The sequence below is a fragment of the Curtobacterium sp. 314Chir4.1 genome, from assembly GCF_900215175.1.
Taxonomy (GTDB): domain Bacteria; phylum Actinomycetota; class Actinomycetes; order Actinomycetales; family Microbacteriaceae; genus Curtobacterium; species Curtobacterium pusillum_A.
On record NZ_OCMI01000002.1, the window covers coordinates 759,645 to 784,772 of the forward strand.

The following is a 25,128-nucleotide window of genomic DNA, read 5'->3' on the forward strand; positions in this document are numbered from 1 at the left end:
TGCTCCGTTGGCCGGAGGCTACTCCTGCGGTAGCGTGACGGCGAACACCCGATCCCGACGACAGCGGAGTCATGGCAACGAAGCGCTGAGCCGGCACCAGAGCCGGCTCCCCCTCCACGCGGACCACCCGTCCGCACGCTTCCTGCACGCCCGCGCGGCACCGACGCCGTGCGACGACACCGAGGGTCTCCCGTGTTCTCCATCCGCGCCCGTTTCCGGGCCTCGTTCTCCACGCTCTCCGAGCACCGCTTCGTCACGTTCGCGGTGCTCGTCGACACCATCGGCGCCGGCCTCACGCTGCCGCTGACGATCGTCTACTTCACCCTGACGACCGACCTCTCACTCGCGGTGATCGGCGTGCTGTCGACCGCTGCGTCACTGCTCGCACTGCCGATCGGGTTGCTCGGCGGAGTGGTCACCGACCGGTTCGGCGCCAAGGCGTCCATGATCACCAACAACCTGCTGTCCGCCGCCGGGTTCACGCTGTACCTCGTCGCCCACGACCCGGTGGTGGTGTTCGCGGCGATCTTCCTCGCGAACGCGTCCGAACGGCTCTACTGGACGTCGTGGACGGCGTACGTCCACGACCTGTCCGACGGCCGGCCGTTCGAGCGTTGGTTCGCCTTCCTCGAGGCCACGAAGGCCGCAGCCCTCGGCGCCGGCGCGATCGTCGCCGCCGTGACGCTCGCGGGCGGCGGGCACGACGGGCTGCGCTGGCTCGTGGTCGCGAACGTCGTGACGAGCGTCGCCGCAGCCGTCGTGTTCGCCTCCCAGCGGACAGGTGGCGTTCACCCAACCGCACCGCGGGCGCGGGACCTCGACGACATCAGGACCGGGTCGCTCCGCGAGTTCGCCGCCGACCGCTCGATGCGGCTGATCACGCTCGGGCAGTTCCTGATCGGGCCGGCGATGGTGCTGCCGAACGTCGCGCTCAGCGTGCTGTTCGTCGAGCGGTGGCACATGCCCGCGGCCGTCGCTCCCGTGCAGTTCGCCGTCGCGACCGGGCTCGCCGCCTGCCTGCAGACCTCGGTGACGCGGTGGGTCGCCGGCTTCGACCGCGGCGTGCTCGTCGCGGTCGGAGCAGCGCTGACCGCGCTCACCGCCGTGCCGCTCATCGTGCTCCCGCCGCTGGAGGGGGTCACCGCCTGGGCGTACGTGGTCCTCGTGGCGGTGCTGCTGGCCGTGGCGGACATGATCGCGTTGCCGGCCGCGAACGCCGTGATGGCCGAGGCGCCGCACCCCCGGATCCGTGGCCGGGCGATCGGGGTGTTCCAGACCGCGAGCTCGGTGGGCATGGCACTGTTCCCCCTGTCGCTCGCGTTGCTCGACACGGACGTGCCGTGGGTGCTCTGGCTACTGACCGCCCTGGTGTTCGCGGCGGCGGCCTGGGTGTGGCGCGCCGCGGTCGCGGGCCTGCCGGCCCGTGTGCGCATCGCGACGACGGCTGACGCCGACGGCTGACGGCCGCAACGGGCACTGGACTGGAGGCGCGGTGCGGGTGACCGACGTCGGTCACCCGCACCGCGCCTCCAGTCCGACGGCCCCACCCGCTAGCGTGGTCCGCATGGGGACGGCGACGGAGTGGACGCGGCTGCCGGTGGGGCGCCGAGAACTCCGTCAGGACGCGGTCCTCGCGATCGTCCTCGGTGCCGGCCTGGCGGTCACCACGACGCTCTACGCCGCCGCGGGCACCTACGGCGACGACCAGGCGGCGTGGTGGGTCTCCGCGCTGATGATCGTCGCGAACGCCGCCCCGGTCGCGTTCCGCCGGCGCTGGCCGATGAGCATGGCCGTCGTCTCGGCCCTGGCCTTCGCGGCGCTGCAGATCCTGCACGTGCCCGAGGTCTTCCTCGTCAACTTCACCCTGTTCATCGCGCTCTACACGGTCGGCGCGTGGTGCTCGGACCGGGTCCGCGCCGAGGTCGTCCGGTGGGTCGTCATCGGCGGCATGTTCGCGTGGCTCTTCATCGCGATCGCCTTCGGCTGGGCGGTCCCGAACGCGTTGCCCAACGAGGACGACAGCCTCATCCCGCCGTACATCGCGTACTCGCTGCTCAACATCGTGATCAACGTCATCTACTTCGGGGCCGCCTGGTACGCGGGCAACCGTGCGTGGGCCTCGGCCGTCGCGAAGCACGAGTTGGACGTCCGGACCGCCGAACTCGCCGCCGAACGCGAGCGCAGCGCCGCACAGGCCGTGACCATCGAGCGCGTCCGGATCGCCCGTGAGCTGCACGACGTCGTCGCGCACCACGTCTCGCTGATGGGCGTGCAGGCCGGCGCCGCCCGACGCGTGGTCGACCGCGACCCGGCGCAGGCCACCGTGTCGCTCGGCGTGGTGGAGGAGAGCGCCCGCACCGCCGTCGAGGAGCTCCGCCGGATGCTCGGCACCCTCCGCTCCCACGACGATGCCCCAGCGGGCGACGACCACCGCGACGCGCCGAGCACCGAGGGACTCGGTCGCATCGGGGAGCTCGCCGACGCCGCGCGCACGGCAGGTCACCCGACCGAGTACGTGGTCGTCGGCGACGCGCGGGAGGTCCCGCCGACGGTGTCCGCCGTGGCGTACCGGATCGCACAGGAGGCCGTGACGAACGTCCTCAAGCACGCCGGTCCGACCGCCCGGGCCGACGTCCGCGTGCGGTACCTCGCCGACTGCGTCGAGGTCGAGGTCACCGACGACGGACACGGCGACCGCGCTCCGCGGAACACGGCGGGCAGCGGACTCGGCCACGTGGGCATGCGCGAACGCGTCGCCGCAGTGGGCGGACGGATCGAGATCGGGCCGCGCGCCCGGGGAGGCTACCTGGTGCGGGCATGGCTGCCGACGACCTGACGATCGTGCTCGCGGACGACCAGGACCTCGTCCGGGCCGGCTTCCGCGTCATCCTCGAGTCCGAGCCCGGGTTCCGCGTCGTCGGCGAGGCGGCGGACGGCGCCGAGGCAGTCGAGGCCGTCCGGCGACACCGGCCGGACGTGGTCTGCCTCGACGTCCAGATGCCGAACGTCGACGGGCTCGAGGCCGCGCGGCGGATCGCGGCGCTCCCCGATCCCCCGGCGGTGCTCGTCCTGACGACGTTCGACCACGACGACGCCCTGTTCCAGGCGCTCGAGGCCGGGGCGAGCGGGTTCCTGCTGAAGAACGCCTCGCCCGAACGGCTGATCGACGCGGTCCGCACGGTGGCCGCGGGTGACGCGCTGCTCGCGCCGGACGTGACGCGGCGGGTGATCAGCCGGGCCACGGCGACCGCCCCGCCGACGAGCGCCGACGCCGTGCCCACCGCCGACGCGGCGCTGGCGTCCGCGGGGCTCACCGAGCGGGAGACCGAGGTCCTGCGGCTGCTCGCCCGTGGCCTGAGCAACGCCGAGATCGCCGCCGAGCTGTTCGTCGGGGACGCGACCGTGAAGACCCACGTGTCGAACGTGCTGCAGAAGCTCGGCCTCCGCGACCGCATCCAGGCCGTCGTGTGGGCGTTCGAGCACGGCGTCGCCGGCACCGCGGGCTGACCCGGCACCGCGCGCGGCTCCGGCACCACGGGCTGACCGCGGTCGCCTCCCCTCCCCCGCGCGGCGGAGCCGCCCGCGCCCCGATCCCCGTCCCCCGCCGGAGGCACCGCCCCGGCCCGGCGCAATAGCGTCGACGCAGGCGGACCGAACCGCCGCGAGAGGGGAACGACATGCTCACCATCGACGGGGTGACCAAGCAGTACGGCGACCGCCGCGTGCTCGACGACGTCACGTTCACGGTCGGTGACGGACGCCTGACCGGGTTCGTCGGCGGCAACGGTGCCGGCAAGACCACGACGATGCGGATCCTGCTCGGCGTGCTGCAGGCCGACGCCGGCACCGTGTCGATCGACGGCACCACCATCGGCCCGGCCGACCGGCGCCGGTTCGGCTACATGCCGGAGGAACGCGGGTTGTACCCGAAGATGCCCGTCGCCGAGCAGATCACGTACTTCGCCCGGCTGCACGGCGTCGACAAGCGCACCGCAGCGAGCCGCACCACCGACCTGCTCGACCGGCTCGGCCTCGCGCCGCACGCCGACGACGCGGTCGAGAAGCTCTCGCTCGGCAACCAGCAGCGCGTGCAGGTCGCGGCCGCGCTCGCCCACGACCCCGAGGTCCTCGTGCTCGACGAGCCGTTCTCCGGCCTCGACCCGATGGCCGTCGACGTCGTGCTCGCGGTGCTGCGCGAGGCCGCGGCCGGCGGTGTCCCGGTGCTCTTCTCGAGCCACCAGCTGGACGTCGTCGAGCGGCTCTGCGACGACGTCGTGGTGATCGCCGGCGGCACCATCCGTGCCGCCGGACCGCAGGACGAACTGCGCAAGCAGGCCGGGCCCCCGGCGTGGGAGCTGCTCGTCGAGGGCGACGTCGCCTGGCTCCGCGACGAACCGGGCGTCACCGTCCGCGAGTTCGACGGCGGCTACGCCGTCTTCGAGGCTGACGACACCACCGCCCAGCGGGTCCTGCAGCGAGCCGTCCAGCACGGCACCGTCGGGTCGTTCTCGCCGCGTGTCCCGCGGCTCAGCGAGGTCTTCCGGGAGGTCGTCCGGTGAACGGCTCGTTCGTCCAGTCCGTGCGGCTGGTCGCCGCGCGCGAGATCCAGGCACGCGTCCGCAGCAAGGCGTTCGTCGTGTCCGCCTGCATCCTCATCCTGATGGTCGTCGCCTCGATCGTCGTCGGTGGCATCGTCGGCAAGGCGACCGCGGGCGACACCACCCCGGTCGCGGTCGTCGACGGCGTCAGCCTGCCCACGAGCAAGGGGCTCGACGTCACGGAGGCACCGACCGTCGCCGCCGCCGAACGACTCGTCGAGAACGGTGACGTCGACGCGGCGGTCCTGCCCTCGGACGACCCGCTCGGCTACAAGGTCGTCGGGCTCGACGACGCCCCGACCGACGTCGTGCAGGCGCTCAGCGTCTCGCCCCGCATCGAGCTGCTCGACCCGAACGCGATCCCCGGTGGGCTCATCTACATCGTCGCGCTGGCGTTCGGGGTGGTGTACTTCGCCTCGGCCGTGACGTTCGGCCAGTCGATCGCGCAGAGCGTCGTCGAGGAGAAGTCCACCCGGGTGGTCGAGATCCTGATGGCGGCGATCCCGGCACGGGCACTGCTCGCCGGCAAGGTCCTCGGCAACAGCGTCATGGCGTTCGCGCAGATCGTCGCGGTGGCGATCGCGGCGGCGGTGACGCTCGCGGTCACCGGGCAGGACAACATGTTCACCGTCCTCGGGCCGAGCATGCTGTGGTTCGTCGGCTTCTTCGCGATCGGGTTCGTGCTCATCGCCTCGCTGTTCGCCGCCGCCGCGGTGCTCGTCTCCCGCCAGGAGGACGTCGGCAGCGTCACCACCCCGGTGATGATGCTCGTGATGATCCCCTACATCCTGATCATCGTCGCGTACAACAACCCGACCATCCTCGGCGTCATGTCGTACGTGCCGTTCAGTGCGCCGATCGGCATGCCGATGCGGATCTTCCTCGGGACCGCCGAGTGGTGGGAGCCGATCCTGTCCCTCGTGATCGTGGCCGTCTCGGTCGTGCTCGTCGTCGTCATCGGAGCGCGGATCTACGAGAACGCGCTCCTGCGCACCGGCAGCCGGGTGAAGCTGGCGGAGGCGCTGCGCGGCTGACGCCGCGGTGGTCGGACTGGAGGCCCGGATCACGTGAGCTGGTCGGCTCACGTGATCCGGGCCTCCCGTCACTGCATCAGGCCGGGAAAGCGCGCAGCGCGCGTTCGACGACGGCCGCCAGCTCCTGCCGGGTCGCGCCGCTGCTCGCCTGGACGGCGAGCCCGGCGGACACCGTCACCACGTACTTGGCGAGCTCGTCGGGGTCCTCCTCCGGAGCCAGGTCACCGGCGTCCCGCGCCGCGTGGAACCGTTCGGCGATGCGTCGCTCGCCGCCGGCACGACTCTCCTCGAGGAAGTCGACGATCCGGCGGTCCTCGTCGCCCGCGGCGAGTCCGCCCTGGATCGAGAGGCACCCCGCCGGCCGCCCCGGGGTCGTCACCGCGGCGACGTTGCTGCGCAGGTAGTGCTCGGCGACCGCACGTGCCGTCGGCTCCGCGAGGGCATCCCCGACGTAGGCCATCTCGACCTCGGCGTACCGCCCCAGCGCCTTGCGGAACGTGGCCTCCTTGTTGCCGAACGCGGCGTAGAGACTCGGACGGTTGATGCCCATCGCGGTGGTCAGGTCCTCCAGGCTGGTGCCGGCGTACCCCTGGCGCCAGAACACCTCGACCGCGCTGTCGAGTGCTTCGTCCGTGTCGAACCCGCGCGGCCGTCCTCGTGCTGCCATGACGCGCCTCCGATCTGTACCGATCGGACCAGAATAGCGCGTCGGTCGATTTCATACCATCCAGTACAGATTTGACAGATCGAGCCGAGCGGTCTACGTTCCATATCTGTACCGCTTGGTACGCAAATGAGAGGAACGATCATGGGTGACTTCACCGGGACCACAGCACTCGTCACGGGCGGGACGTCGGGCATCGGCCTGACCGTCGTCCACCGACTCGTCGCGGAGGGCGCGCACGTCGTCGTCACGGGGCGACGCCAGCACGCACTCGACGCGGTGGCGGCCGAGCTCGGCGACGCCGTCACCACGGTGCAGGGCGACGTCGCCGTGGCCGAGGACGTCGAGCGGGTGTTCGCGGCGGTCTCCACGCGCGGGGACGGACTCGCGCTCGTGTTCGCCAACGCCGGCGGCGGCGAGTTCGCACCGCTCGGGCAGATCAGCTGGGACCACTACACGACCACCTTCAACGCGAACGTCGGCGGCGTGATCAACACCGTGCAGGGCGCGCTGCCGTACCTGACGAAGGGGTCCGCGATCGTGCTCACCGGCTCGAACATCGACGTCAAGGGCAACCCCGCGTTCAGCGTCTACGCCGCGACGAAGGCCGCGGTCCGGTCCCTCGCGCGGAGCTGGGCGGCCGAGCTGGTCGAGCGGGGGGTGCGCGTGAACGTCGTCGCCCCGGGGCCGATCGGCACGCCGGGCCTGTCCGGGCTGGCGGGCAGCCCGGAGGACGCCGAAGCACTGCTGGGTGGCCTGGCCTCCGGCGTCCCGATGCAGCGTCTGGGGACGGAGGACGAGGTCGCTGACGCCGTGCTCTTCCTCGGGTCGCCGCGCAGCAGCTACGTCACGGGCGCAGAGCTGTACGTCGACGGGGGCGCGAGCCAGGTCTGACGGACGCCGCTCCGGCGCGTCAGAGCAGTCCGAAGACCGCCTGCGCGCCGAGGCTCGTCCCCGCCACGAGCACCCAGAGCGCGATGCCGAGCAGCATCGGTCGGAACCCCGCGCGCCGGAGTGCGCCGAAGTCCGTCGAGACCCCGATGGCGGCCAACGCCACCGTGATGAGGAACGTCGCGGCGGTGGAGAACCCCGGGGCCGCGGCGGCCGGCAGCACTCCGAGGGTGCGGAGCAGGACCACCACGAGGAACCCGATCAGGAACCACGGCACCAGCCGGAACACGCGGACGCCCCCGGCGCGACCCGACCCGTCGTCGGCGGCGAGCTGCTCGCGGGAGGCTCGCCGTGCCTCCAGGCCGGCCAACCCGATGACGATCGGGATGATCATGAGCGTCCGGACCAGCTTGACGACCACGGCGGTGTCGGTCGCCTGGCGACCGTAGACCGTCGCCGTGGCGACGACCGAGGACGTGTCGTTCACGGCCGTGCCGGCGAAGATGCCGAAGGCGTGCTGCGAGAGCCCCAGCGCGTGACCGAGCAGGGGGAAGACGAAGACTGCGGCGATGTTGCAGAGGAAGATCGTCGACATCGCGTAGGCGACGTCCGCGCTGACGGCACCGATCACGGGCGTGACGGCCGCGATCGCCGATGCCCCGCAGATGCCGGTGCCGACCCCGATGAGCGTGCGGAGCGCGCTCGACACCCGCAACAGTCTGCCGATCCCCCACGCCGCGGCGAGGCACACCACGAGGGTCGTGAGCATGACCGGGAGCGTCTCCCCGCCGATGCGGAGCACCTCGCCGATGGACAGCTGCGCACCGAGCAGCACGACGGCGAACTGCAGCACACGGCTCGACGCGAACTTGACGCCGGGTCGGAGTGCGTCGAGTCCGCCCTGTCGTCGACGCCGGACGAGCCAGCCGACGACCGCACCGATGACGACGGCGGGCACCGGGCCGCCGATGACCGGCACCTCGGTCCCGACGAGGGTGGCGACGAGTCCGATCGCGACGGCGAGCGCGATGCCGGGGACGACGGCAGCGGCGTCCGCACGCGTGAGGGGCATGCCCTCCAGCATGGCAGGCAGGGCGTCGGACGACCGTCAGCCGACGGGCGGCGTCTGTCCGCTCATGTCGACGCGGCCGGTGCTGTCGTTCCACGTGAAGGTGGCGTTCGTGCGGCCGCTCGCCTCGGCGGTCGACTCGTCCGGCTTCGCGTAGTGGTAGGTCACCGCGATCGTGGACGGGTCGGTGCGCGCGACGTCGGGGACGAACGAGTAGGCCTCCTTGGTCGCGGTGCCGAGGTACCGGCCCTGGTGGAACAGCAGGATCGCGACCGGTGAGCTGCCGGTCGCGTGGTCCAGGTTCACGAGCGACCAGGACAGCGGGGCGCACGCGTCGTAGCCGGAGTAGTCGGAGTTCGCGGCGTCCCACTCGGCGTCCTCGAGGCCGGTCGGCAGCGGCAGGTCCGCGATCGCCCGCGAGGCTGCTTCGGCGCCGCTCGACGGACCGCAGGTCTGGGTCGGCGTGGGCGTGGGCGTCTCCGCTGCTGCCGTCGCGCTGGCCGTCGGGGTGGCCGTCACGGTCCGGGTGACCGTCGGCGCGGCCGGTCCCCCGCCGCTGCAGCCGGTCAGGCCCGCGGCGAGCGCCGCGACGAACAGGAGTCCCCCGGTGGTCCTGGTGATGCGCATGCCCACAGATTCCTCCTCGCCGTTCGCAGAGTTCACGGCGTATTCTTGGGTTCGGAAGCAACGACGATTCCGGCCATGCCTCGTCGTGCTCGCGTTCCCCGGGCCCGACGGGACGAACTGCGACCAAGAGCCCCTTCGTGTCTGAACACCTCATCGAGTACGTCGCCCGTGACCGAACGGGCATCACCGCCGTCGTGACGACCACCAGCGTCATCGACGTCGACACCGTGATCAAGAACATCCACGCCGGGCACGCCGGGTACTACGTCGCGGCCGACTCCTGGAAGCGCACGCCCGTCCGGAGCCTGTCGTTCCTCGGCGGCGCGTACCTGTTCGCGAACTGGGACGGCTCGAAGCGGAACATGCTGCACGACCTCGCGTTCCGCGCGCCGACCCGCTCGATCGAGACGAAGCCCGTGGCACGTCCGCGGCCCGGTCTGCCCCGGCTCCTCGCCGCACTGTTCGGCCGACGGCGGAGCCCGCGGCACTGATCCTGCGCGGGCGGCGTTGCGGCGCGGCGTCCGGCCGCTGCGTCTGCTCGCGTCGACGACAGGTGCGCACGGTCCACCATGCGCACTCGTCGCCACGACGCGCACATGACGCAGACCGCCCGGCAGCTCGACGCCCGGACGACGCAGTCCGCCCAGCACCCCGCCGTCCGTGCCAGTCTTGGCGCAGTCCCGGAAGGAGCCGCACCATGGAGACCGTCGACGTCGTCGTGATCGGAGCCGGGGTCGCCGGGCTCACCGCCGCGCGACTGCTCGCCGGCGAGGGCCGTCGGGTCGTCGTGCTCGAGGCCCGCGAACGCATCGGCGGCCGAGTCCACTCCGACCGGACCGGCGGACACGTGACCGACCTCGGCGCCTCGTGGATCCACGGCGTCGACGGCAGCCCGGTCGCCGAGGCCGTCGCCGCGTTCGGCATCCGCACCGTCGAGTTCACGGTCGGCAGCTACCAGGTGGACAGCCGCCCGATCGCGTACCACGGAGCCGACGGACACCGGCTCGACGACGACGCCACCCGACGGTTCGCCGCTGACGTGCACACGGTCGACGCCACGCTGGCCGACGTCGTGGCCGGATCGGGTCCGACCGACACCTACCGCGACGTGGTCGAGCGCGCCGTCGACCTGCAGGGCTGGGACGCGTCGCGGGCCGAACGGGTCCGCGAACACCTGGAGCACCGGAGCGAGGAGCAGTACGGGGTCCCGAGCGACGAACTCGCGGCGCACGGCCTCGACGACGACAGCATCGACGGCGACGAGGTGGTGTTCCCGGACGGCTACGACGCGCTGCCCACGCGCCTGGCAGCGGGACTCGACGTGCGACTCCGCCACGTCGTCCACAGCGTGCACCACGGCGACGACGGCGTCGAGGTCACGATCGATCACGGGTCCCTCCACGCCGCTGCCGTCGTCGTCACGGTGCCGGTCGGGGTCCTGCAGTCCGACGACTTCGTGATCGAGCCTCCACTGCCCGAACGCCACCGGCAGGCCCTCGGACGGCTGCGGATGAACGCGTTCGAGAAGGTCGTCCTGCGGTTCCCGGAACGGTTCTGGGGCGAGGACGTCGCCGCGATCCGGCAGCTCGGTCCCGAGGGCCGGTGGTGGCACTCCTGGTACGACCTCACCCGGCTCGACGGTGTGCCGACGCTGCTCACCTTCGCCGCCGGGCCGGCAGCCCGGGCGATCCGGGGGTGGAGCGACGAGCAGGTCGCCGCCTCCGTGCTCGAGCAGCTGCGGCGGTTGTACGGCGACCACGTTCCCGCACCCACGTCTGTGCAGGTGACGGCGTGGCATGACGACCCGTTCGCGCGGGGGTCGTACGCGCACATGCTCCCGGGGTCGACCACCGACGACCACGACGACCTCGCGGTGCCGGTCGGCGGTCGGCTGCACCTGGCCGGCGAGGCCACCTGGACCGACGACCCGGCGACGGTCGCGGGCGCGCTGCACTCCGGCCACCGCGCGGCGGAACGCGTGCTCGGGCGGGACGTGCCGATCGCTCGGCTCTGGTCCGGTGCCCTGAGCGGCACCACCTGACGGACGGGAGGCGCGGGTCGGGCCCGCACCGCGCCTCCAGTCCGACGATCGGTACCGTCTACAGCCGCAACGCCAGCGCGTTCGCGGTGAGGCCCGCGGCCGTGCCGCACAGCAGCACGGTGTCGCCCCGCGACAACCGCCCGTCGTCCAGGCAGCGCGCCAGCGTGTACGGCACCGACGAGGACACCATGTTCCCGTACTCCGCGACCGCGTCCACGTACGCCCCCGACGGGATCCCGATCCGCCGCATCGCGATGCCCAGCGCACCGCTGGCCTGGTGCGGGACGACGAGGTCGACGTCCTCGAGCCCGAGTCCCGCCTTCGCGAAGAACCGGTCGAAGAACCCGGGCAGCACCTTCAGCATCCCCATCAGCGCGCGCCGTCCGTGCATGTCGAACCGGTAGTCGGCGGGGTCACCGTCGGCGTAGTCCTGCGCCGGGTACCGGGACAGGCCGCCCCGCAGCTCGGTGTCGTGCGCGTGCTCCGGCCAGGTCTGCTGCAGGCTCGCGAGCACGCCCTGCCCGTCGTCGCCGCGCGTGAGCACGACCGCCGCGGCAGCGTCCGAGAACAGCTCGAAGGACTCCCGCTGCTCGGGGTCGAGGAACCGGGTGCCGACGTCCCCGGACACGATCAGGATGCGCTCGTACTCGCCGTCCGCCAGGTACCGCGAGGCGACGTCGACCGCGGTGATGAAGCTCGTGCACGTCGAGTTCACGTCGAACGCGGCAGCACGGGCACCCGGCGCGACCCGCTCCATGACGAGCGCAGCGGTGCACGGGATCGGCTGGACGCCGGCCGCGCAGGCGGCGATGACGCAGTCGACGTCATCCGGGCTGATGCCCGCGTGGCTGATGGCCCGCTCGGCGGCCGTCGCGAGCATGTCGAGGTGCGAGACGTCGTCGGCGATCCGGTACCGGGTGACGGCGCCCGACCTCGACGGGAACGTGACCGTCGTCTCGGGCAGGGACGTGCCCCATCCGCTGATCCGGCAGCTCCTCATGACGGTCCCCCTTCGTCGGTGCGCTGGTCCTGCAGCAGGTCGGTGTCCACCGGGTGGTGGTCGTGGCTGAACAGCAGGCGGACCCCGGCCCGTTCGGCGTCGAGCAGGAGCCGCGCGGTCTCGGCCTGCGCCGCCGCGTCGTGCGCGACGGCGCGCGGGACCGGGCGGATCCGTGCCTCGTGTCCGAGCAGGTCGCGTCCCCAGGCGGCGTCGCCGGCCAGCAGGACGTGGCCGTCGACCAGCGCGCCGACGTGGCCGTCGGCGTGGCCGGGCAGGTCCACGAGTCGGTAGGTGCCGTCGCCGAACAGGTCGACGGTCCGGAGCCCCGTGGTCGCGTCGATCCGGAACGCCCGGTCGGGCACGGCCTGGAGGCGCGGCTCCAGCCCGGCGGGCAGCAGCCCTTTGAGCACACCAGCACGCAGCGTCGGATCCGCCATGGTCCGTCGCATCGGCTCGGTCACGACGACGGTGGCGTGCGGGAACGCCGCGAGGCCGCCGATGTGGTCGGGGTGCAGGTGGGACAGGACGACGTGCGTGACGGTCGCGGTTCCCGCTCCGAGCTGTTCGCCGATGCTCGCGCCCGGAGGGACCGTCGGCGGCAGCAGTCGTCGGTAGGCCCACCCGGCGGGTCCGGTGCGCCAGGGCAGCGGGGCGTAGCCGGTGTCGAACAGGACTCGGCGGTCGCCGTCCTCGTACAGGAAGGCGTTCGCGGGGAAGACCCGCCGTTCGCGAGGAGCGCCGCGGAGGAGCTGGTGCACGCCGTGGACGGTCGTGCCGCAGGCGAGGGCGCGGAGGCTAGGCACGGTCGGCTCCGGACGCGTAGCTCGCCAGGCTCTCGTCGAGGGTGACCGTCGGCTCGTACCCGAGCACCTCGCGAGCCCGGGTGATGTCGAGGGTCTGCGAGTGCGTGATCGTCGACACGGTGTACCGCGTGACCGGTGGTTCGGGACGGCCAGGGAGCACCCCGCAGACCGCCTCGAGCAAGCCCGCGACGCCGTAGACGACACGTGCGGGCAGTCGCCGGTGGCGGAGCGGGAGCCCGAGGCCGGTGAGGAGCTGGTCGAGCAGGTCGACGAACGGCCGCGGGTCACCGTTCGTGATGTTGAACGCGCGTCCGGCCGCCTCGGGCACCTCGGCCGCGAGCCGGACGGCGAGCGCCACGTTCTCGACCGCGGTCAGGTCGACGAGGCCACGGCCGCCGTGCATGAGCGGGACGCCGACCCGTTCGTGCACGCGGAGCAGGCGCGGGACGAGCGCGGGATCGCCCGGTCCGATGATGCCGCGCGGACGCAGGACGACGACCTCGGGGCGGTCGTTGCGGTCGTTGCGGTCGCTGCGGTCGCTGCGGCCGCTTGCGGCGCGGAGCAGCGCCTCGGCGTGCAGTTTCGAGCGGATGTAGTGGTTCATTGGGCGGCTCGGGTCGACCTCGTGCTCCCGGATCGCCACGCGGTCTCGCGGTGCGGCGTAGATCCCGGGCGACGAGACGTGCACGAACCGCCGGGCACCGACCCGTCGGGCGTACTCGAACGCCCGCGCCGTCCCGGTGACGTTCGCGTGCTCGAACTCCGACCACCGCCCCCACGGCGATGACAGCGCAGCGCAGTGCACGACGACGTCCACCGGGAGGTCGAACCGGGCCAGGTCGTCGAGGTCACCGACGAAGGTCGCACCCTCGGGCAGTGCCGCGGCACGCCGACCAGCAGCCGTCACCGCGTAGCCGTGCGCCCGCAGGTCCCGGACGACGTGGCCGCCGAGGAACCCGCTGGCACCCGTGACGAGCGCGCTCTCCCCCATCCCACCGATACTAGGTGCCGCCCGCGATGCCGTCGTTCGGCACCGCCGGCTCCTCCCCTAGGCTCACGCGTGTGCGGATCGCCCTCGTCACCGACTACTACCTGCCGACGCTCGGCGGGGTGCAGACGGCGGTCCGGGCCCTGGCCGAGAGCCTCCGAGCGGACGGACACGAGGCGATCGTCTTCTGCCCGCTGACCGGTCCGTCCGACGATCCCGAGGTCGTCGGGCTCCCGGTCTCGAGCGTGTTCCGGCCGGACGGGTACCCGTTCGCGTGGTCGCCGCGACGCCTGCGCGAGGTGCTCGGTCGTGAGTTCGCCGCGCGCCGCATCGACGTCGTGCACACCCACTCCGAGATGTTCGCCGCGCTCGGGGCCATCCGCGCCGCGCACGACCTGGGCGTCCCGGTCGTGCACACGATGCACGGCCGGATCGACGTCTACACCCGGAACGTCCTGCCGCTCCCCGCCGTCACGACCATCCTGCTCGCAGCGCTGCACGGTCGGCAGGTCAGCGCCGCCGGGATCCAGGTCGCCGGCGACACGCCCTACACGGCCACCCGCACCGCGCGACGGATGTGGCGGGTGATGCTCGCGCAGTCCCGCGCGAGCGACCACGTCCTCGTGCCCTCGCAGCACTTCGCGGCGAAGCTCGTCGCGCAGGGTGTCCGGACGCCCGTCACGGTGCTCACCAACGGCATCGAGCCGTCCGTGCTGGACAGCATCGGCGATGCACCCGTCCGCACCCTCCGGCCCGACGAGCCACTGCGCATCGTGTGGGTCGGGCGGCTCTCCCCCGAGAAGCGTCCAGACGTCCTGGTCCGTGCCGCGCACGCGTTCCCCGGCGGGGTCCACGTGGACGTGTACGGCGACGGGGTCGCGCGTGCGGCGATCGCCCGCGCCGCCGCAGGGGCACCCGTCACGCTCCACGGCTCGGCCCCACACCCCGAGGTCCTCGCCGCCATGCGCTCGGCCCACCTGCTCGTCTCGAGCTCGTTCGACTTCGACAACCAGCCCATGGTGATGCTCGAGGCGATCGCCACCGGGCTCCCCGTGCTGTACTGCGACCCCGACCTCGCCGAGGTGGTCCCGGACGGCGGCGGCTTCCGCACGGTGACGCCCGACGCGGACGGCATCACGACCGAGGTCCGGCGACTGCGGGACGATCCGGACGCGATCGCCCGGGCGTCCGAGGTGATGATCGCCGCCCGACCGCGTATCGAACAGCGCACCGAGACGGTCGTCGACGTGTACCGATCCGTCGTGGCCCGCTGAGCACGGCCCTCGTGCCAGGATGTCCTGGCAAGCACAACGAGGGGGACGACATGCTCGCAACGGACGTGGCCGCCAAGCGGTTCCAGCCGACGAAGTTCCGAGAGGGCTACGACCAGGGGGAGGTCGACGACTTCCTCGATCGGGTCCAGGCGGTCTTGGCTGGGTACGAGCAGGGGCGGCCGGTCGACGCGCTCACCCCGGAGGACGTCGTCAACACCCGGTTCCGCCCCACTCGTTGGCGTGACGGGTACGACCAAGACCAGGTCGACGACTTCCTCGACGAGATCGTCGTCGCGCTCCGCCAGCACGCCACTCGCTGACCGTGCTCGTGGGGACGACGCAGCGCTGGCCGGTCGCCGCGACGGTGCTCGTCGCCGCCGTCGCGTTGACCGGCTGCGCATCGGCAGCACCGGGCGACGCGCAGCGGACCCAGGGCCGCTCGATGACCGCGGAGTCGGCGAACACCGAACAGCTGGACCTGCTCGACGCGCTGAAGGCGGCGGCCCCAGCGTCCTGGGGTCAGACGATGGTCAATCGATTCCGGACCTGCAGCACCGCATCGGGCGAGGGCGGCATCCAGATCACCCGTGAGATCCGCGGGAGCGGGATCTCGGACGCGCGTGCCGCCGCCCGCGCGTTCCGGGACGAACTCACGGCGAACGGGTTCGACGCCGAGATCCGCCGCGGAACCGAAGTCGTCGGGACCGGACCCCTGAACCGCTTCGCCGCGTTCAACGCGGACGACGGAGCGTCGATCATCCAGGCGTACAGCGCCTGCTACCGGTTCGACCTGGAATCGAGTACCCCGACCGTGCCCGCGACCGCTGACGACTGAGTTCTCCACCGGACGTCGTCGCTCGACTTGCAGCGGATGCTCGGTTCCGTAGTATGTTGCGTACAAGGGGGCACCATGGGGAACGGGTGGAAGGTGGACATCGCCGGGTCGGAGGCGATCGTCCGAGATGCAGCGACGGCCGGGTCGTCGATGCAGAACGCAGCAGCGGACGTGGACACCGCGCTCCGGGACGTCGTCGCAGCGCTCGCGGGAACTGACGCCGCCGGCGCTGCCCAGGGGTTCCTCGGCGCGCGACAGGGTGACGCGACCAACGCTGTCGGCGCCGTCGAGAAGGCGATCAGGGCCGCAACCGGCGCGATGAACGCGTTCGCCGAGGCAGACGCCGGGATGGCAGACCACGCCACCGCGAGTACGCCACGCGGCTTCGGGCGGACCGTCAAGTGAGCGCGACACTCATCGACGAGAGCGCGCTGCCGACCGTGACACCGACGGCCGCAGCGGTGAACGACAGTGCGACCGCCTTGCGGACCTCCACTGATGCAGTGCGCCAGGCTGCCCAGGACGCACAGCGCTCGTGGAGCGGCATCGACGGCGTGCTCTCCTCGCCCGGCGCGACCGACGCCCTGTCCGACGCGATGAGCGCAGCAACCGGACCGGCCGATGGGCTCGCGACCGCAGCCGGTTCCGTGGCCACGGCGCTCGAGACCTTCGCCGACGACGTGACCACGATCCGCCGGACCCGTCGCTCCCTGTTGGCCGACATCGAAGAACTGCGCGCGCGCGTCGCGGCATCGGACAGCGACGACGCCGTCCCCGACGAGTACCGCGCCGCGAACGACGATCTGCACGCGCGGGCGAGTCGACTGCACACCCGTTGGCGAACGGCGCAGGACGACCTCGCCCAGGCGATCCGCGGACAGATCGGGGGCGCTCCACGGCTGTTCCCGACGCTCGGTGGCAGCATGCTCGCCGCGCCGTTCGCCAGGATCGACTTCGGCGCGGCATCTCGTGCGTTCCGGGATGCCGGACGTCTCCCGCTGCTCGCGGGCCTCGCGGCGCAAGGGCCGGACGCGCTCCGGAAGTGGGCCGCGGACCACCCTGGGGAAGCACAGCGGCTGCTCGACCACCCGCCGTCGGCCGACGACGTCAAGGCGTGGTGGGCCGGCCTCGACGCGGATGATCGCACCGCGCTGGTGACCGGTCTGTCGACAGTGGTCGGGAACCTCGGGGGTGTGCTGTACGCCGACCGCGGCCGTGCGAACCAGCACACGCTCGACACGGAGCTCCCGAAGGCACAGGCGCGCTACCGAGAGCTCTCCGGCAAGGTGTCCCGGAACGACGAGCTGACGCCCGCCGAACGAGCGGAGTACGCGCGGCTGTCGGAGATCGTGGGATCGCTCGAAGCCCTCGACAAGACGCTGCTGGCGGGCACTGCCTCGGCGCCGCGAACGATCGTCTCGCTGACGCTCGGACACCCGCCGCTCGCCGCCGTGGCGATCGGTGACCTCGACACGGCGACGAACGTGACGGTGAACGTGCCGGGGATGGGCAACACCGTGGCCGAGAGCATGCAGGGATGGGCGGGTGGCGCGGACAACCTGTTGAGTGAGCAGCGCGTCGCTGCCCAAGAGGCGCATGCAAGCACGAACATCGCCACCGTCGCGTGGATCGGCTACGACACCCCCGACATGCCGCCGAGCGTCGAGGTGCTCGCCTCAACGAAGGCCGAAGCGGGCGCTCAGAACCTCAGCCGATTCCTCGGAGACGTCTCTGGCACCAGGGGCTGGAACGGCGGAGATCACCTGTCGGTGGTTGCTCACTCCTACGGCACGACGACTGCGACGCTGGCGACGGCGAAGACCCCCGTGAACAACCTGACCCTGCTCGCTTCCGCTGGCGTCGACGGGCGAGTGCCGACTGTGCACGCGGTCGAGGTGCCGAACGGTCACGTCTGGGCTTCGCAGGCCAACACCGACCTCGTCGCGAACATCGGCCGGGGATCCGTCGAGACTCCGTGGGGCTACGTCCTCGGGCGCCAACCCATCGACACCGGAAACCCCTTCACCTCGACGCGAGACCAGATCCTCACCCTGCCGAGCACGCACCGACTCAATCCCGGAGATCCGTCCTGGGGTGCTCGAACCTTCTCGTCCGATCCCGACGTCATCAACGGAGAGCCCTACGCTGGGTCTGACGGTCACCCGGCAACGCCGGGTACTGAGGCCAAGATCGCAGGCGAGGACAGTGACGCACACGGGTACCTGGATGCCGGAACGACCTCGCTGTACAACACTGCCCGCACGAGTCTCGGGTACACGCCCGAAGGGAATGCCATCCCATGATCCGAGAACGCACGGGCCGCCTCGTCACCCTCGCAGCGCTCCTCGCAGCAGGACTCGCCCTGACGGGGTGCGCGAGCGATCCCGCACCGAAGGAGCCACGTATGACCGCGTCGAACAACAGCGCTGCGAAGCAGGTGTGGGACGAATTCAACGCCGAGGCCGAGGCATCCCAGGAAGTCATCGGCGGAAGCTGGCTCGCCTCCGACACCGCGGCGCGTGCGTGCGGATCCGGGGGAGCTCAGTGGGTGTTGACGCGGCTCGGACCCGGGACGACCGTCGCCGACCGTGACCGGGTGCTCGCGGACCTGTCGACGCGTTGGCAGGCGAAGGGGTGGACGGCGGACCGGTCTGCGACCACGGGCGACTACCCAGGCGTCCAGCTGCGGTACCCCGGGGGTTCCACACTGGAATCCGGCTTCTTCGTTCGCTTCCGTTCCAATGAGAACGGTTCTTCCCTGCAGATCCAGACCCCCTGCACCCCCGGCGACGTCGACCAGCTCAACCGCGAGAAGTACGCCGAGAAGCACACGAACACCCCGCCCGACATCCCCGGCGCATCGAGTCCCTCGGCGGAGGCCACCCCGTGAGCGCCCAGATGGGGGCGGATCACCTCGCCCGCGAGCAGGAGCGCCTCGACCGCCCCCGCGGCTGGTGGATCGCCGGACCAGGTCTCGGTGCCGTCCTGCTCGGCATCGTCTCCGCCGCGGTGGCAGGCGGTGCGATCGAGCACATCTGGCTCCTCGCGGTGATCGCCCTGGTCCAGGTCGGACTGCTCATCTGGACGGCGATTGCTCTCCACACGGTGCGCGGTCGGCGGCCACTCGCGCGGACGGCCGGCATCATCGGCATCGTCGTCGCGGCGCTCTCCATCCTGCAGGGGCTGGGCTTGGTCGTCGGGTTGGCCATCCTCAGCACTGCCGTCTGAGACTCCCGCGATCGGCCCGGCGCAGACGCTCAGGCGCTTGCGGCAGCTTCCGCCGCACCGATCCGCAGTCCCGTCTCGACGAGTCGCCCCACTGACGGCGTCGACCGACCTGCCGGCCACGCGAGCACAGTCGTCGCGAGGGGCGCGTCGAGCACGGGTACCGCCACGTGCTCGGGCCACTGCCACGCTCGGCTCGAGCGCGGGATGACCAGGAGCGTCCGCCCGAGCGCGACGAGCTGCGCGAGCTGGGACTGCGAGTGCACCTCCGGCCCGGGGCCGGGCGGGTAGCTCCAGTCAGCGAGCGGCCAGCGAGCCATCGGGAGGTCCGGCACCGACGAGACCTCGGCCATCGTCAGCGACCGCCGTCGAGCGAGCGGGTGCGACGCCGGGACGATCGCGACCTGGGGCTCGGAGTACAGGTCGACGGCGTCGATGCCCGTGAAGTCGTCGAACGGTCGGTGCATCACGGCGACGTCGGCGGTGCCGTCGCGCAGCAGTCCTGCCTGCTCCCCGATCTCGCACAGGGTGACGTCGACCGGCAGGTCGTCGGGGGCGGCGTCGAGCAGCGCCTGCAGGAACTCGTGCGACGATCCGGCCTTCGTCGCGAGGACCAGTCGGCGCTCGGGAGCACCGGCACGACGGGCGCGGCGGACCGCAGCCCGGACGGCGTCGAGAGCTGCCGGAGCCTCGCGGAGCAGCGCTTCCCCGGCAAGCGTCAGGCGCACGCCCCGCCGGTCGCGGTCGAACAGCCGAGCGCCGACACGCTCCTCGAGCTGCCGGATCGCCCGTGACAGGGGCGGCTGTGCCATCCCGAGCCGGAGCGCCGCCCGGCCGAAGTGCAGTTCCTCGGCCACGGCGACGAAGTACCGGAGTTCACGGGTCTCGACATCGTCCACGGGCCGAGCCTACGTCCGCGATACCCGTCGGGTACCACAGCGGACCGGATCGGTGTTGGACGCTGAGCGAGCTCCGGACGGACGATCGAGCCATGCAGAACGAGAACACGACAACCGCCCTGGTGACGGGCGGCAACAAGGGCATCGGCTACGCGATCGCCGAGGGGCTCGGCCGGCAGGGACTCCGCGTCCTCGTGGGCGCCCGCGACGACGACGCGCGCCGCAGGGCCGTCGAGCAGCTCCGCGCGAGCGGGATCGACGCCGACGGCGTCCGCATCGACGTGACCGACGACGCGAGCGTAACCGCTGCCGCGACCGACGTCGAGGAGCGCTTCGGTCGGCTCGACGTCCTGGTCAACAACGCCGGGATCTCCGGTCCGTTCGACCCGGTCACGTGGACGCAGGACCCGACGACACTCGACCTCGACGTGGTCCGGCAGGTCGTCGACGTCAACGTGTACGGCGTCATCCGGGTGACGAACGCGATGTTGCCGTTGCTCCGCCGCTCCCCCGCGCCGCGGATCGTGAACGCGTCGAGCAGCATGGGCTCGCTCGGTCGACAGCCCGGCCCGGTGATGGCGGCCTACTCGCCGTCGAAGACGTTCCTCAACGGGATCACGACCCAGTACGCCCGTGCGTTCGCGGACACCCCGGTCATCGTGAACGCCGCGTGCCCGGGCCTCGTCGCGACGGACTTCAACGGCTTCGCCGGCGAGCGGACGGCGGCGCAGGGTGCCGCGACCGCGGTCCGGCTCGCGACCCTGCCGGACGACGGCCCGCGCGGCGGGTTCTTCGAGGACGCGGGCGTCGTCCCCTGGTGACCTCGAGCCCGAATCACGAGGCGGGAAAAACCGAATTCCGATTGCGATTCATTTGCGAACCGCGATAGGTTTTGGCGACATCCGAGAGATACTCGGAATTTCGCAAGGGAGCGGAGACCTCATGAAGAACATCCTCAGCCGGAGCATCAAGATGGCGGTGGCAGTCGCAGTGGTCGGCGGAGCAGTCCTCGGGACAGCCAGCACGGCGAGCGCCGACACGATCACGCTCAACAAGGGCGCGAAGGGTGCCCCGAACTGCAGCAAGGGGACGCAGCAGGTGTTCACCACTCCGCTCACGTACTACATCTGGGGGCGGACGAACGGGTCGAAGACGAAGTACGTCGGCACGCTGTGGGTCTACCAGTCGCAGATCGGGTGGCTGTCCTCGAACACCACCTACAAGTACAACTGCTGACCCACCGCCATCGCGGCGACGACGAGGCCCTGCTCATGCTCCGCACGGTTCGGAGGTGAGCAGGGCCTCTTCGTCGGTCAGGTGCTCCCGTCTCCGAGGCCGTGGCCCGACGTCAGGAGGTGCGACCCATGGACGAAGCATCGACAGTGGGCGCTCCCTCGCCGTCCACGATCACGCGACTCCGGTGGTCGCCGCCGCCCGGACTCTGCCCTCGCGGGTCACCGGCTCGGCGCGGCGCTCGCCGCACGCCTCGGAGCGTTCTGGCGCTGAGCCACGCGGGGCTACTCCGCGTCGCCGTCCTCCTCCGGGTTGAAGTGCGAGTCGTCCCCGACGTGTCCCGCGGCGAGACCGTCGGGCTCGTTGGGGATGGTGCCGTCCTCGCCGAGGCCGTCCGGCTTCGGGGTGCCCTCGGAGTCGTTCTCCGGCGTGGTGCCCTCGGTGTCGCTCATGGTCTGCTCCCTCGCAGTGGTCGACCCGGAACCGCCGTGGCTCCGGTGCTGCTGACTCGGAACGTACGTGCCGTCCCTGACGAGATCCCTCGGGGCACGCCTTGTGGACGGCCCGGCGCCTAGGCTGACCACGTGAACTCGGCGCGTCAGCAGCTGTCCGCGCTCGTCGGACCGGGCGCCGCGCCGCTCGTGACCGGGATGCCCGTGGCCGATGCCTCCCGGAACGCTGCGGTCCTCATCCTGTTCGGCGAGCTCGACGACGTTCCGAGCGACCGTGCCGCCGACGACGCGTCGGTGACCCGGGACCTCGACGTCCTGCTGCTCGCCCGGGCCGCCACGCTCCGCGCGCACCCCGGCGAGGTCGCGTTCCCGGGTGGCCGGGTCGACCCCGGCGACACGGACGCGATCGCCGCCGCCCTCCGCGAGGCACGCGAGGAGACCGGACTCGACCCGGCCGGTGTGGACGTCCTCGGCACGATCGCCCCGGTGCCGCTCGCGTTCTCACGGCACCTCGTCACCCCGGTGCTCGGGTGGTGGCGGGAGTCCTCCGCCGTGCGCGTGGTCGACGAGGCCGAGTCCGCAGCGGTGTTCCGTGCCCCGGTGGCCGACCTGCTGGACCCCGCACACCGCGGGGTGACGGTCATCCGCCGCGGCGGGCAGGAGTGGCGCGGCCCGGCGTTCACGGTCGACGACGCGTCGGGCGAGCACGTCGTCTGGGGGTTCACGGCGATGCTGCTCGACGCCCTCTTCGACCGCCTCGGCTGGGCCGAGCCGTGGGACGACCGCCGCGAGATCGCCCTGCCGAGCCGACGGACGTGACGGGCTCCGACGATCAGTCGAGCCGTTCCACGGCGTCGGGGACGATGAGCCGCCAGAGCCCGTCGCGCTCTTCGTGCAGGTACAGCCGGTAGGCACCGGGCTCGTCGAGCGGATCCCCCTCGGAGTACTCGACGGCCTGCCCACCGGTGGTGCACTGGTCCGACGGTGCGAACACGTCGAGCGTGCGTGCCGGCGCGGTCCCCTTCCGGACGTCGGTCACGGTGGCAGCGTGCAGCCGGTACACGCCGTCGACGTCCACGGTCCGGTCGGTCGTCCTCACCCGGGCGTCGACCACGAGGGCGGCTTCGCCTGTCCACGCTTCGTCGGTGTCGAGCTGGACGTAGTCGCGGCAGGAGCTCGTCTGCAGCGCGCAGCCGGTCAGGCTCGCGACGAGCAGCACCAGCAGTCCCGCCCCGGCACCGATCGTCCTCCGCACGGCTTCCCCTCCCCTTGCCCTGCGCACACCCTGCCACACCGTCACGTACTGTTCGACTGTGCCCACCGACCCGCGCGACTGGTTCCTCTCGAGGGAGGAACGCGGCAACCTCGCCACGAGCATCCACGCCGGGCGCGCGAGCGACGACGCCACGAGCGCAGACACCGGAAGCGCAGCCCCCGACGCCGAGGGCGACACCGGCCGCGACGCCGCCCCGTAGTCCGAGGGCAACCACGTCAGCCCGCTGGTGCACGGCGCCCCCTACTTCGCCCGCATCGAAGCCGAGCTGTCCGCGCTCGAGCCCGGCGACCGCGTGTTCTTCGCGGACTGGCGCGGCGACGCCGACGAGCGCCTGCTGCCCGACGGCCCGACGATCGGCGAGCTGCTCGCCGACTCCGCGCGCCGGGGCGTCGAGGTCCGCGGGCTGATCTGGCGCTCCCACGGCGAACGGATCTCCGCCTCGATCAGCGCCCGCTCGAACGAGTTGCTCGGCAGGAAGATCAACGACGCCGGCGGCGAGGTCCTGCTCGACCAGCGGGTTCGGGTGTTCGGTTCGCACCACCAGAAGTTCTTCGTCATCCAGCACCGTGCCGACCCGTCCCGCGACGTCGCGTTCGTCGGCGGCATCGACCTGTGCCACAGCCGTCGCGACGACGCCGCACACGAGGGCGATCCGCAGCCCGTGTCGATCGACGCCCGCTACGGCGAGCGCCCCGCCTGGCACGACGCGTCGATGGAGCTCCGGGGCCCGGTGGTCGCCGACGTGCTCGCGGTGTTCGCGGAGCGGTGGGACGACCCGCTCCCGCTGGACCGCAGTCTGCCGTACCGGATGCTCCTGCAGCGTCTCGTCCACATGCCCCGTCGCCCCGAGCCGTTGCCGGAGCGCACGCCGCCACCCCCGGCTGCGGGGAGCCACGCCGTGCAGCTCCTCCGCACCTACGGGGTGAAGCACCCGCCGTTCCCGTTCGCTCCGCTCGGCGAGCGGAGCATCGCACGTGCGTACGCGAAGGCGTTCACCCGGGCCCGGTCGCTGCTCTACATCGAGGACCAGTACCTGTGGTCCCGCGAGGTCGCGACCGGCATCGCCGAGGCCCTCGAGCGCAACCCCGACCTGCACGTGATCGTCCTGGTGCCGCGGTACCCGAACTCCGACGGTGCCCTCGGTGGTCCGCCGAGCCGGCTCGGACAGTTCGACGCGCTGCGCACGCTGCGCCGGACGGCCCCGGACCGGGTCGGCGTCTTCGACCTGGAGCACGAGTCGGGCCGCCCGATCTACATCCACGCGAAGGTCTGCATCGTCGACGACGAGTGGTTCACGATCGGGTCGGACAACTTCAACCGGCGCTCGTGGACCTCCGACAGCGAGCTCACGTGCGCCGTGGTGGACACGAGCGAGGACGGACGCTCGCTCGCACGGGACCTCCGCCACGAGCTCTGGGCGGAACACCTCGCGACGACCCCCGACGACGAACGGTTCGCCGGGTCCGGTGCGGAACTCCTCGCACTCTGGCGCTCGCACGCCCGCGCGGTCGACCACTGGGACGAGGACGGCCGGTTCGGCCCCCGCCCTGCCGGCCGCATCCGGCAGCACGAGCCCGAGCCGGTCTCGGCGCTGCAGCGCCTGTGGGCGCGCCCCGCCGCGCGCATCGCCGTCGACCCGGACGGCCGGCCCCGCGGTATGCGCGGCTCGACCCGCTTCTGACTGGAGGCGCGGTGCGGGCCCGCCCCGCGCCTCCAGTCCGACATCCGCGGTCGTCCACCGCCGTCGCCTACGGTGGACGCGTGGGGGCACGCGAGGACTGGTGGGACGATCCCGGGGACGACCTGGAGCTGCACCCGGCACGCGCCGAGCGGGTCCGGAGCGCTCAGGTCCCGGGGACGGCCGACCTCGTCGCCACCGTCCTGCTCCTCGGCGCGGCGGTCCTCGTGAGTCCCGCGGCCTGGTTCGGCATCCTGGTCGGCCAGCTGGCGTTCACCGGGTGCGCGCTTCCCGACCCGGGGTGCGCCACTGCTCCCGACCGCGGGACGATCGTGGCGGGGTGGCACCTCGCACTCACGATCGTGGTCCTCGTCGGGGGGATCGTCGGAGCGGCGGCACGCCGTGCTCGTCGGCGCACCGGATGGCCAGTGGCCCTCGCGACCCTGCTCGGCGTCCTGGGCGTCTTCGCCGGGGCGGTCGTCGCGCTCCAGATCGCCAGCGGCGGCAACCTGTTCCTGTGACGACCCACGCGGCCGTGCAG

29 protein-coding genes and 2 pseudogenes are annotated in these 25,128 nt (G+C 72.1%); 22 read left to right on the forward strand and 9 right to left on the reverse strand.

Annotated features, from left to right (window positions below; translation table 11 throughout):
* Nucleotides 1-192: 192 nt before the first annotated feature.
* The 5 genes from CRP27_RS08560 to CRP27_RS08580 all read left to right on the forward strand — a co-directional run bounded on the left by CRP27_RS08560 (nucleotide 193) and on the right by CRP27_RS08580 (nucleotide 5,632).
* Nucleotides 193-1,461 carry an MFS transporter gene (locus CRP27_RS08560; RefSeq protein ID WP_176505521.1) on the forward strand — a complete coding sequence of 423 codons (1,269 nt, stop codon included), beginning with the start codon at nucleotides 193-195 and terminating at the stop codon, nucleotides 1,459-1,461.
* A gap of 103 nt (nucleotides 1,462-1,564) precedes the next feature.
* Complete coding sequence (locus CRP27_RS08565; protein ID WP_097180224.1) at nucleotides 1,565-2,836, forward strand: sensor histidine kinase; 1,272 nt, start codon at nucleotides 1,565-1,567, stop codon at nucleotides 2,834-2,836.
* Nucleotides 2,818-3,507, forward strand: coding sequence for a response regulator transcription factor (locus tag CRP27_RS08570; RefSeq protein ID WP_097180225.1), 690 nt, complete (start codon nucleotides 2,818-2,820; stop codon nucleotides 3,505-3,507). The genes CRP27_RS08565 and CRP27_RS08570 overlap by 19 nt, the downstream gene beginning before the upstream one ends.
* Before the next feature lie 170 nt (nucleotides 3,508-3,677).
* Entirely contained in the window at nucleotides 3,678-4,559 is an 882-nt protein-coding gene (locus CRP27_RS08575; protein WP_097180226.1) for an ABC transporter ATP-binding protein, read from the forward strand.
* Nucleotides 4,556-5,632 carry an ABC transporter permease gene (locus CRP27_RS08580; protein ID WP_097180227.1) on the forward strand — a complete coding sequence of 359 codons (1,077 nt, stop codon included), beginning with the start codon at nucleotides 4,556-4,558 and terminating at the stop codon, nucleotides 5,630-5,632. The genes CRP27_RS08575 and CRP27_RS08580 overlap by 4 nt, the downstream gene beginning before the upstream one ends.
* 76 nt (nucleotides 5,633-5,708) lie before the next feature.
* Here CRP27_RS08580 and CRP27_RS08585 read toward each other — a convergent pair whose 3' ends face one another.
* Complete coding sequence (locus tag CRP27_RS08585; RefSeq protein WP_097180228.1) at nucleotides 5,709-6,299, reverse strand: TetR/AcrR family transcriptional regulator; 591 nt, start codon at nucleotides 6,297-6,299, stop codon at nucleotides 5,709-5,711.
* A 141-nt stretch (nucleotides 6,300-6,440) separates the two neighbouring features.
* Here CRP27_RS08585 and CRP27_RS08590 point away from each other — a divergent pair, with 141 nt between their 5' ends.
* Nucleotides 6,441-7,190, forward strand: a complete 750-nt coding sequence (locus CRP27_RS08590) for an SDR family NAD(P)-dependent oxidoreductase (RefSeq protein ID WP_097180229.1) — start codon at nucleotides 6,441-6,443, stop codon at nucleotides 7,188-7,190.
* A 19-nt stretch (nucleotides 7,191-7,209) separates the two neighbouring features.
* On the opposite strand, the gene CRP27_RS08595 is transcribed toward CRP27_RS08590, so the two are convergent.
* Nucleotides 7,210-8,259 (reverse strand): YeiH family protein, encoded by a 1,050-nt coding sequence (locus CRP27_RS08595; protein WP_097180381.1) that lies wholly within the window; start codon nucleotides 8,257-8,259, stop codon nucleotides 7,210-7,212.
* Between the two features lie 36 nt (nucleotides 8,260-8,295).
* Nucleotides 8,296-8,883: an LppP/LprE family lipoprotein gene (locus tag CRP27_RS18200; RefSeq protein ID WP_176505522.1), complete on the reverse strand. Its 588-nt coding sequence runs from the start codon at nucleotides 8,881-8,883 to the stop codon at nucleotides 8,296-8,298.
* A 137-nt stretch (nucleotides 8,884-9,020) separates the two neighbouring features.
* Here CRP27_RS18200 and CRP27_RS08605 point away from each other — a divergent pair, with 137 nt between their 5' ends.
* Complete coding sequence (locus CRP27_RS08605; RefSeq protein WP_097180231.1) at nucleotides 9,021-9,374, forward strand: hypothetical protein; 354 nt, start codon at nucleotides 9,021-9,023, stop codon at nucleotides 9,372-9,374.
* Nucleotides 9,375-9,580: 206 nt separating this feature from the next.
* The gene (locus tag CRP27_RS08610; protein WP_097180232.1) at nucleotides 9,581-10,924 is read left to right on the forward strand and encodes an NAD(P)/FAD-dependent oxidoreductase; all 1,344 of its coding nucleotides are present in this window, start codon (nucleotides 9,581-9,583) and stop codon (nucleotides 10,922-10,924) included.
* A gap of 58 nt (nucleotides 10,925-10,982) precedes the next feature.
* Here the strand turns inward: CRP27_RS08610 and CRP27_RS08615 are convergent, their stop codons facing one another.
* From CRP27_RS08615 to CRP27_RS08625, 3 genes are read right to left on the reverse strand one after another with little or no spacing between them, the layout of a single operon-like run.
* On the reverse strand, nucleotides 10,983-11,924 hold the full coding sequence (locus CRP27_RS08615) for a 3-oxoacyl-[acyl-carrier-protein] synthase III C-terminal domain-containing protein (RefSeq protein WP_097180233.1): 942 nt from the start codon (nucleotides 11,922-11,924) through the stop codon (nucleotides 10,983-10,985).
* Nucleotides 11,921-12,727 carry an MBL fold metallo-hydrolase gene (locus CRP27_RS08620; RefSeq protein ID WP_176505523.1) on the reverse strand — a complete coding sequence of 269 codons (807 nt, stop codon included), beginning with the start codon at nucleotides 12,725-12,727 and terminating at the stop codon, nucleotides 11,921-11,923. Before CRP27_RS08620 ends, CRP27_RS08615 begins: the two co-directional genes overlap by 4 nt.
* A complete protein-coding gene (locus tag CRP27_RS08625) occupies nucleotides 12,720-13,718 on the reverse strand; it encodes an NAD(P)-dependent oxidoreductase (protein ID WP_097180235.1) in 999 nt (332 codons plus the stop codon). Before CRP27_RS08625 ends, CRP27_RS08620 begins: the two co-directional genes overlap by 8 nt.
* 71 nt (nucleotides 13,719-13,789) lie before the next feature.
* Here CRP27_RS08625 and CRP27_RS08630 point away from each other — a divergent pair, with 71 nt between their 5' ends.
* The 8 genes and pseudogenes from CRP27_RS08630 to CRP27_RS08660 all read left to right on the forward strand — a co-directional run bounded on the left by CRP27_RS08630 (nucleotide 13,790) and on the right by CRP27_RS08660 (nucleotide 19,052).
* Nucleotides 13,790-14,989 (forward strand): glycosyltransferase, encoded by a 1,200-nt coding sequence (locus tag CRP27_RS08630; RefSeq protein WP_176505524.1) that lies wholly within the window; start codon nucleotides 13,790-13,792, stop codon nucleotides 14,987-14,989.
* A 50-nt stretch (nucleotides 14,990-15,039) separates the two neighbouring features.
* A pseudogene (locus CRP27_RS18355) lies at nucleotides 15,040-15,135 on the forward strand (DivIVA domain-containing protein); the annotation flags it as partial.
* 9 nt (nucleotides 15,136-15,144) lie between these two features.
* Nucleotides 15,145-15,294 (forward strand): annotated as a pseudogene (locus CRP27_RS18360) (DivIVA domain-containing protein); the annotation flags it as partial.
* Between the two features lie 23 nt (nucleotides 15,295-15,317).
* Nucleotides 15,318-15,824 (forward strand): hypothetical protein, encoded by a 507-nt coding sequence (locus CRP27_RS08640; protein WP_141399718.1) that lies wholly within the window; start codon nucleotides 15,318-15,320, stop codon nucleotides 15,822-15,824.
* 75 nt (nucleotides 15,825-15,899) lie between these two features.
* Nucleotides 15,900-16,229 carry a hypothetical protein gene (locus CRP27_RS18205; RefSeq protein ID WP_097180238.1) on the forward strand — a complete coding sequence of 110 codons (330 nt, stop codon included), beginning with the start codon at nucleotides 15,900-15,902 and terminating at the stop codon, nucleotides 16,227-16,229.
* Nucleotides 16,226-18,127, forward strand: coding sequence for an alpha/beta hydrolase (locus CRP27_RS08650; protein ID WP_097180239.1), 1,902 nt, complete (start codon nucleotides 16,226-16,228; stop codon nucleotides 18,125-18,127). Before CRP27_RS18205 ends, CRP27_RS08650 begins: the two co-directional genes overlap by 4 nt.
* Nucleotides 18,124-18,714: a hypothetical protein gene (locus CRP27_RS08655; protein WP_141399719.1), complete on the forward strand. Its 591-nt coding sequence runs from the start codon at nucleotides 18,124-18,126 to the stop codon at nucleotides 18,712-18,714. Before CRP27_RS08650 ends, CRP27_RS08655 begins: the two co-directional genes overlap by 4 nt.
* Complete coding sequence (locus tag CRP27_RS08660; protein ID WP_141399720.1) at nucleotides 18,711-19,052, forward strand: hypothetical protein; 342 nt, start codon at nucleotides 18,711-18,713, stop codon at nucleotides 19,050-19,052. Before CRP27_RS08655 ends, CRP27_RS08660 begins: the two co-directional genes overlap by 4 nt.
* A 29-nt stretch (nucleotides 19,053-19,081) precedes the next feature.
* On the opposite strand, the gene CRP27_RS08665 is transcribed toward CRP27_RS08660, so the two are convergent.
* Nucleotides 19,082-19,948, reverse strand: a complete 867-nt coding sequence (locus tag CRP27_RS08665) for a LysR family transcriptional regulator (protein ID WP_097180242.1) — start codon at nucleotides 19,946-19,948, stop codon at nucleotides 19,082-19,084.
* 92 nt (nucleotides 19,949-20,040) lie between these two features.
* Between CRP27_RS08665 and CRP27_RS08670 the strand changes: the two genes are divergently transcribed.
* Together CRP27_RS08670 and CRP27_RS08675 are read left to right on the forward strand one after the other, a co-directional pair.
* Nucleotides 20,041-20,769 carry an SDR family oxidoreductase gene (locus CRP27_RS08670; protein WP_097180243.1) on the forward strand — a complete coding sequence of 243 codons (729 nt, stop codon included), beginning with the start codon at nucleotides 20,041-20,043 and terminating at the stop codon, nucleotides 20,767-20,769.
* 121 nt (nucleotides 20,770-20,890) lie between these two features.
* Nucleotides 20,891-21,184 carry a hypothetical protein gene (locus tag CRP27_RS08675; protein WP_097180244.1) on the forward strand — a complete coding sequence of 98 codons (294 nt, stop codon included), beginning with the start codon at nucleotides 20,891-20,893 and terminating at the stop codon, nucleotides 21,182-21,184.
* A gap of 281 nt (nucleotides 21,185-21,465) precedes the next feature.
* On the opposite strand, the gene CRP27_RS18210 is transcribed toward CRP27_RS08675, so the two are convergent.
* Nucleotides 21,466-21,633, reverse strand: a complete 168-nt coding sequence (locus tag CRP27_RS18210) for a hypothetical protein (protein WP_176505525.1) — start codon at nucleotides 21,631-21,633, stop codon at nucleotides 21,466-21,468.
* 198 nt (nucleotides 21,634-21,831) lie between these two features.
* On the opposite strand from CRP27_RS18210, the gene CRP27_RS08680 reads away from it, so the two are divergent.
* Nucleotides 21,832-22,452 (forward strand): CoA pyrophosphatase, encoded by a 621-nt coding sequence (locus tag CRP27_RS08680; protein ID WP_097180383.1) that lies wholly within the window; start codon nucleotides 21,832-21,834, stop codon nucleotides 22,450-22,452.
* A gap of 13 nt (nucleotides 22,453-22,465) precedes the next feature.
* On the opposite strand, the gene CRP27_RS08685 is transcribed toward CRP27_RS08680, so the two are convergent.
* Complete coding sequence (locus tag CRP27_RS08685) at nucleotides 22,466-22,888, reverse strand: hypothetical protein (protein WP_097180245.1); 423 nt, start codon at nucleotides 22,886-22,888, stop codon at nucleotides 22,466-22,468.
* Between the two features lie 58 nt (nucleotides 22,889-22,946).
* On the opposite strand from CRP27_RS08685, the gene CRP27_RS18450 reads away from it, so the two are divergent.
* The 3 genes from CRP27_RS18450 (at nucleotide 22,947) to CRP27_RS08695 (ending at nucleotide 25,108) form a co-directional block, all read left to right on the forward strand.
* Nucleotides 22,947-23,108 carry a hypothetical protein gene (locus CRP27_RS18450; RefSeq protein WP_255257495.1) on the forward strand — a complete coding sequence of 54 codons (162 nt, stop codon included), beginning with the start codon at nucleotides 22,947-22,949 and terminating at the stop codon, nucleotides 23,106-23,108.
* 27 nt (nucleotides 23,109-23,135) lie between these two features.
* Nucleotides 23,136-24,590: a phospholipase D-like domain-containing protein gene (locus CRP27_RS08690; protein WP_255257496.1), complete on the forward strand. Its 1,455-nt coding sequence runs from the start codon at nucleotides 23,136-23,138 to the stop codon at nucleotides 24,588-24,590.
* 80 nt (nucleotides 24,591-24,670) lie between these two features.
* The gene (locus CRP27_RS08695) at nucleotides 24,671-25,108 is read left to right on the forward strand and encodes a hypothetical protein (RefSeq protein ID WP_097180247.1); all 438 of its coding nucleotides are present in this window, start codon (nucleotides 24,671-24,673) and stop codon (nucleotides 25,106-25,108) included.
* Nucleotides 25,109-25,128: the final 20 nt, after the last annotated feature.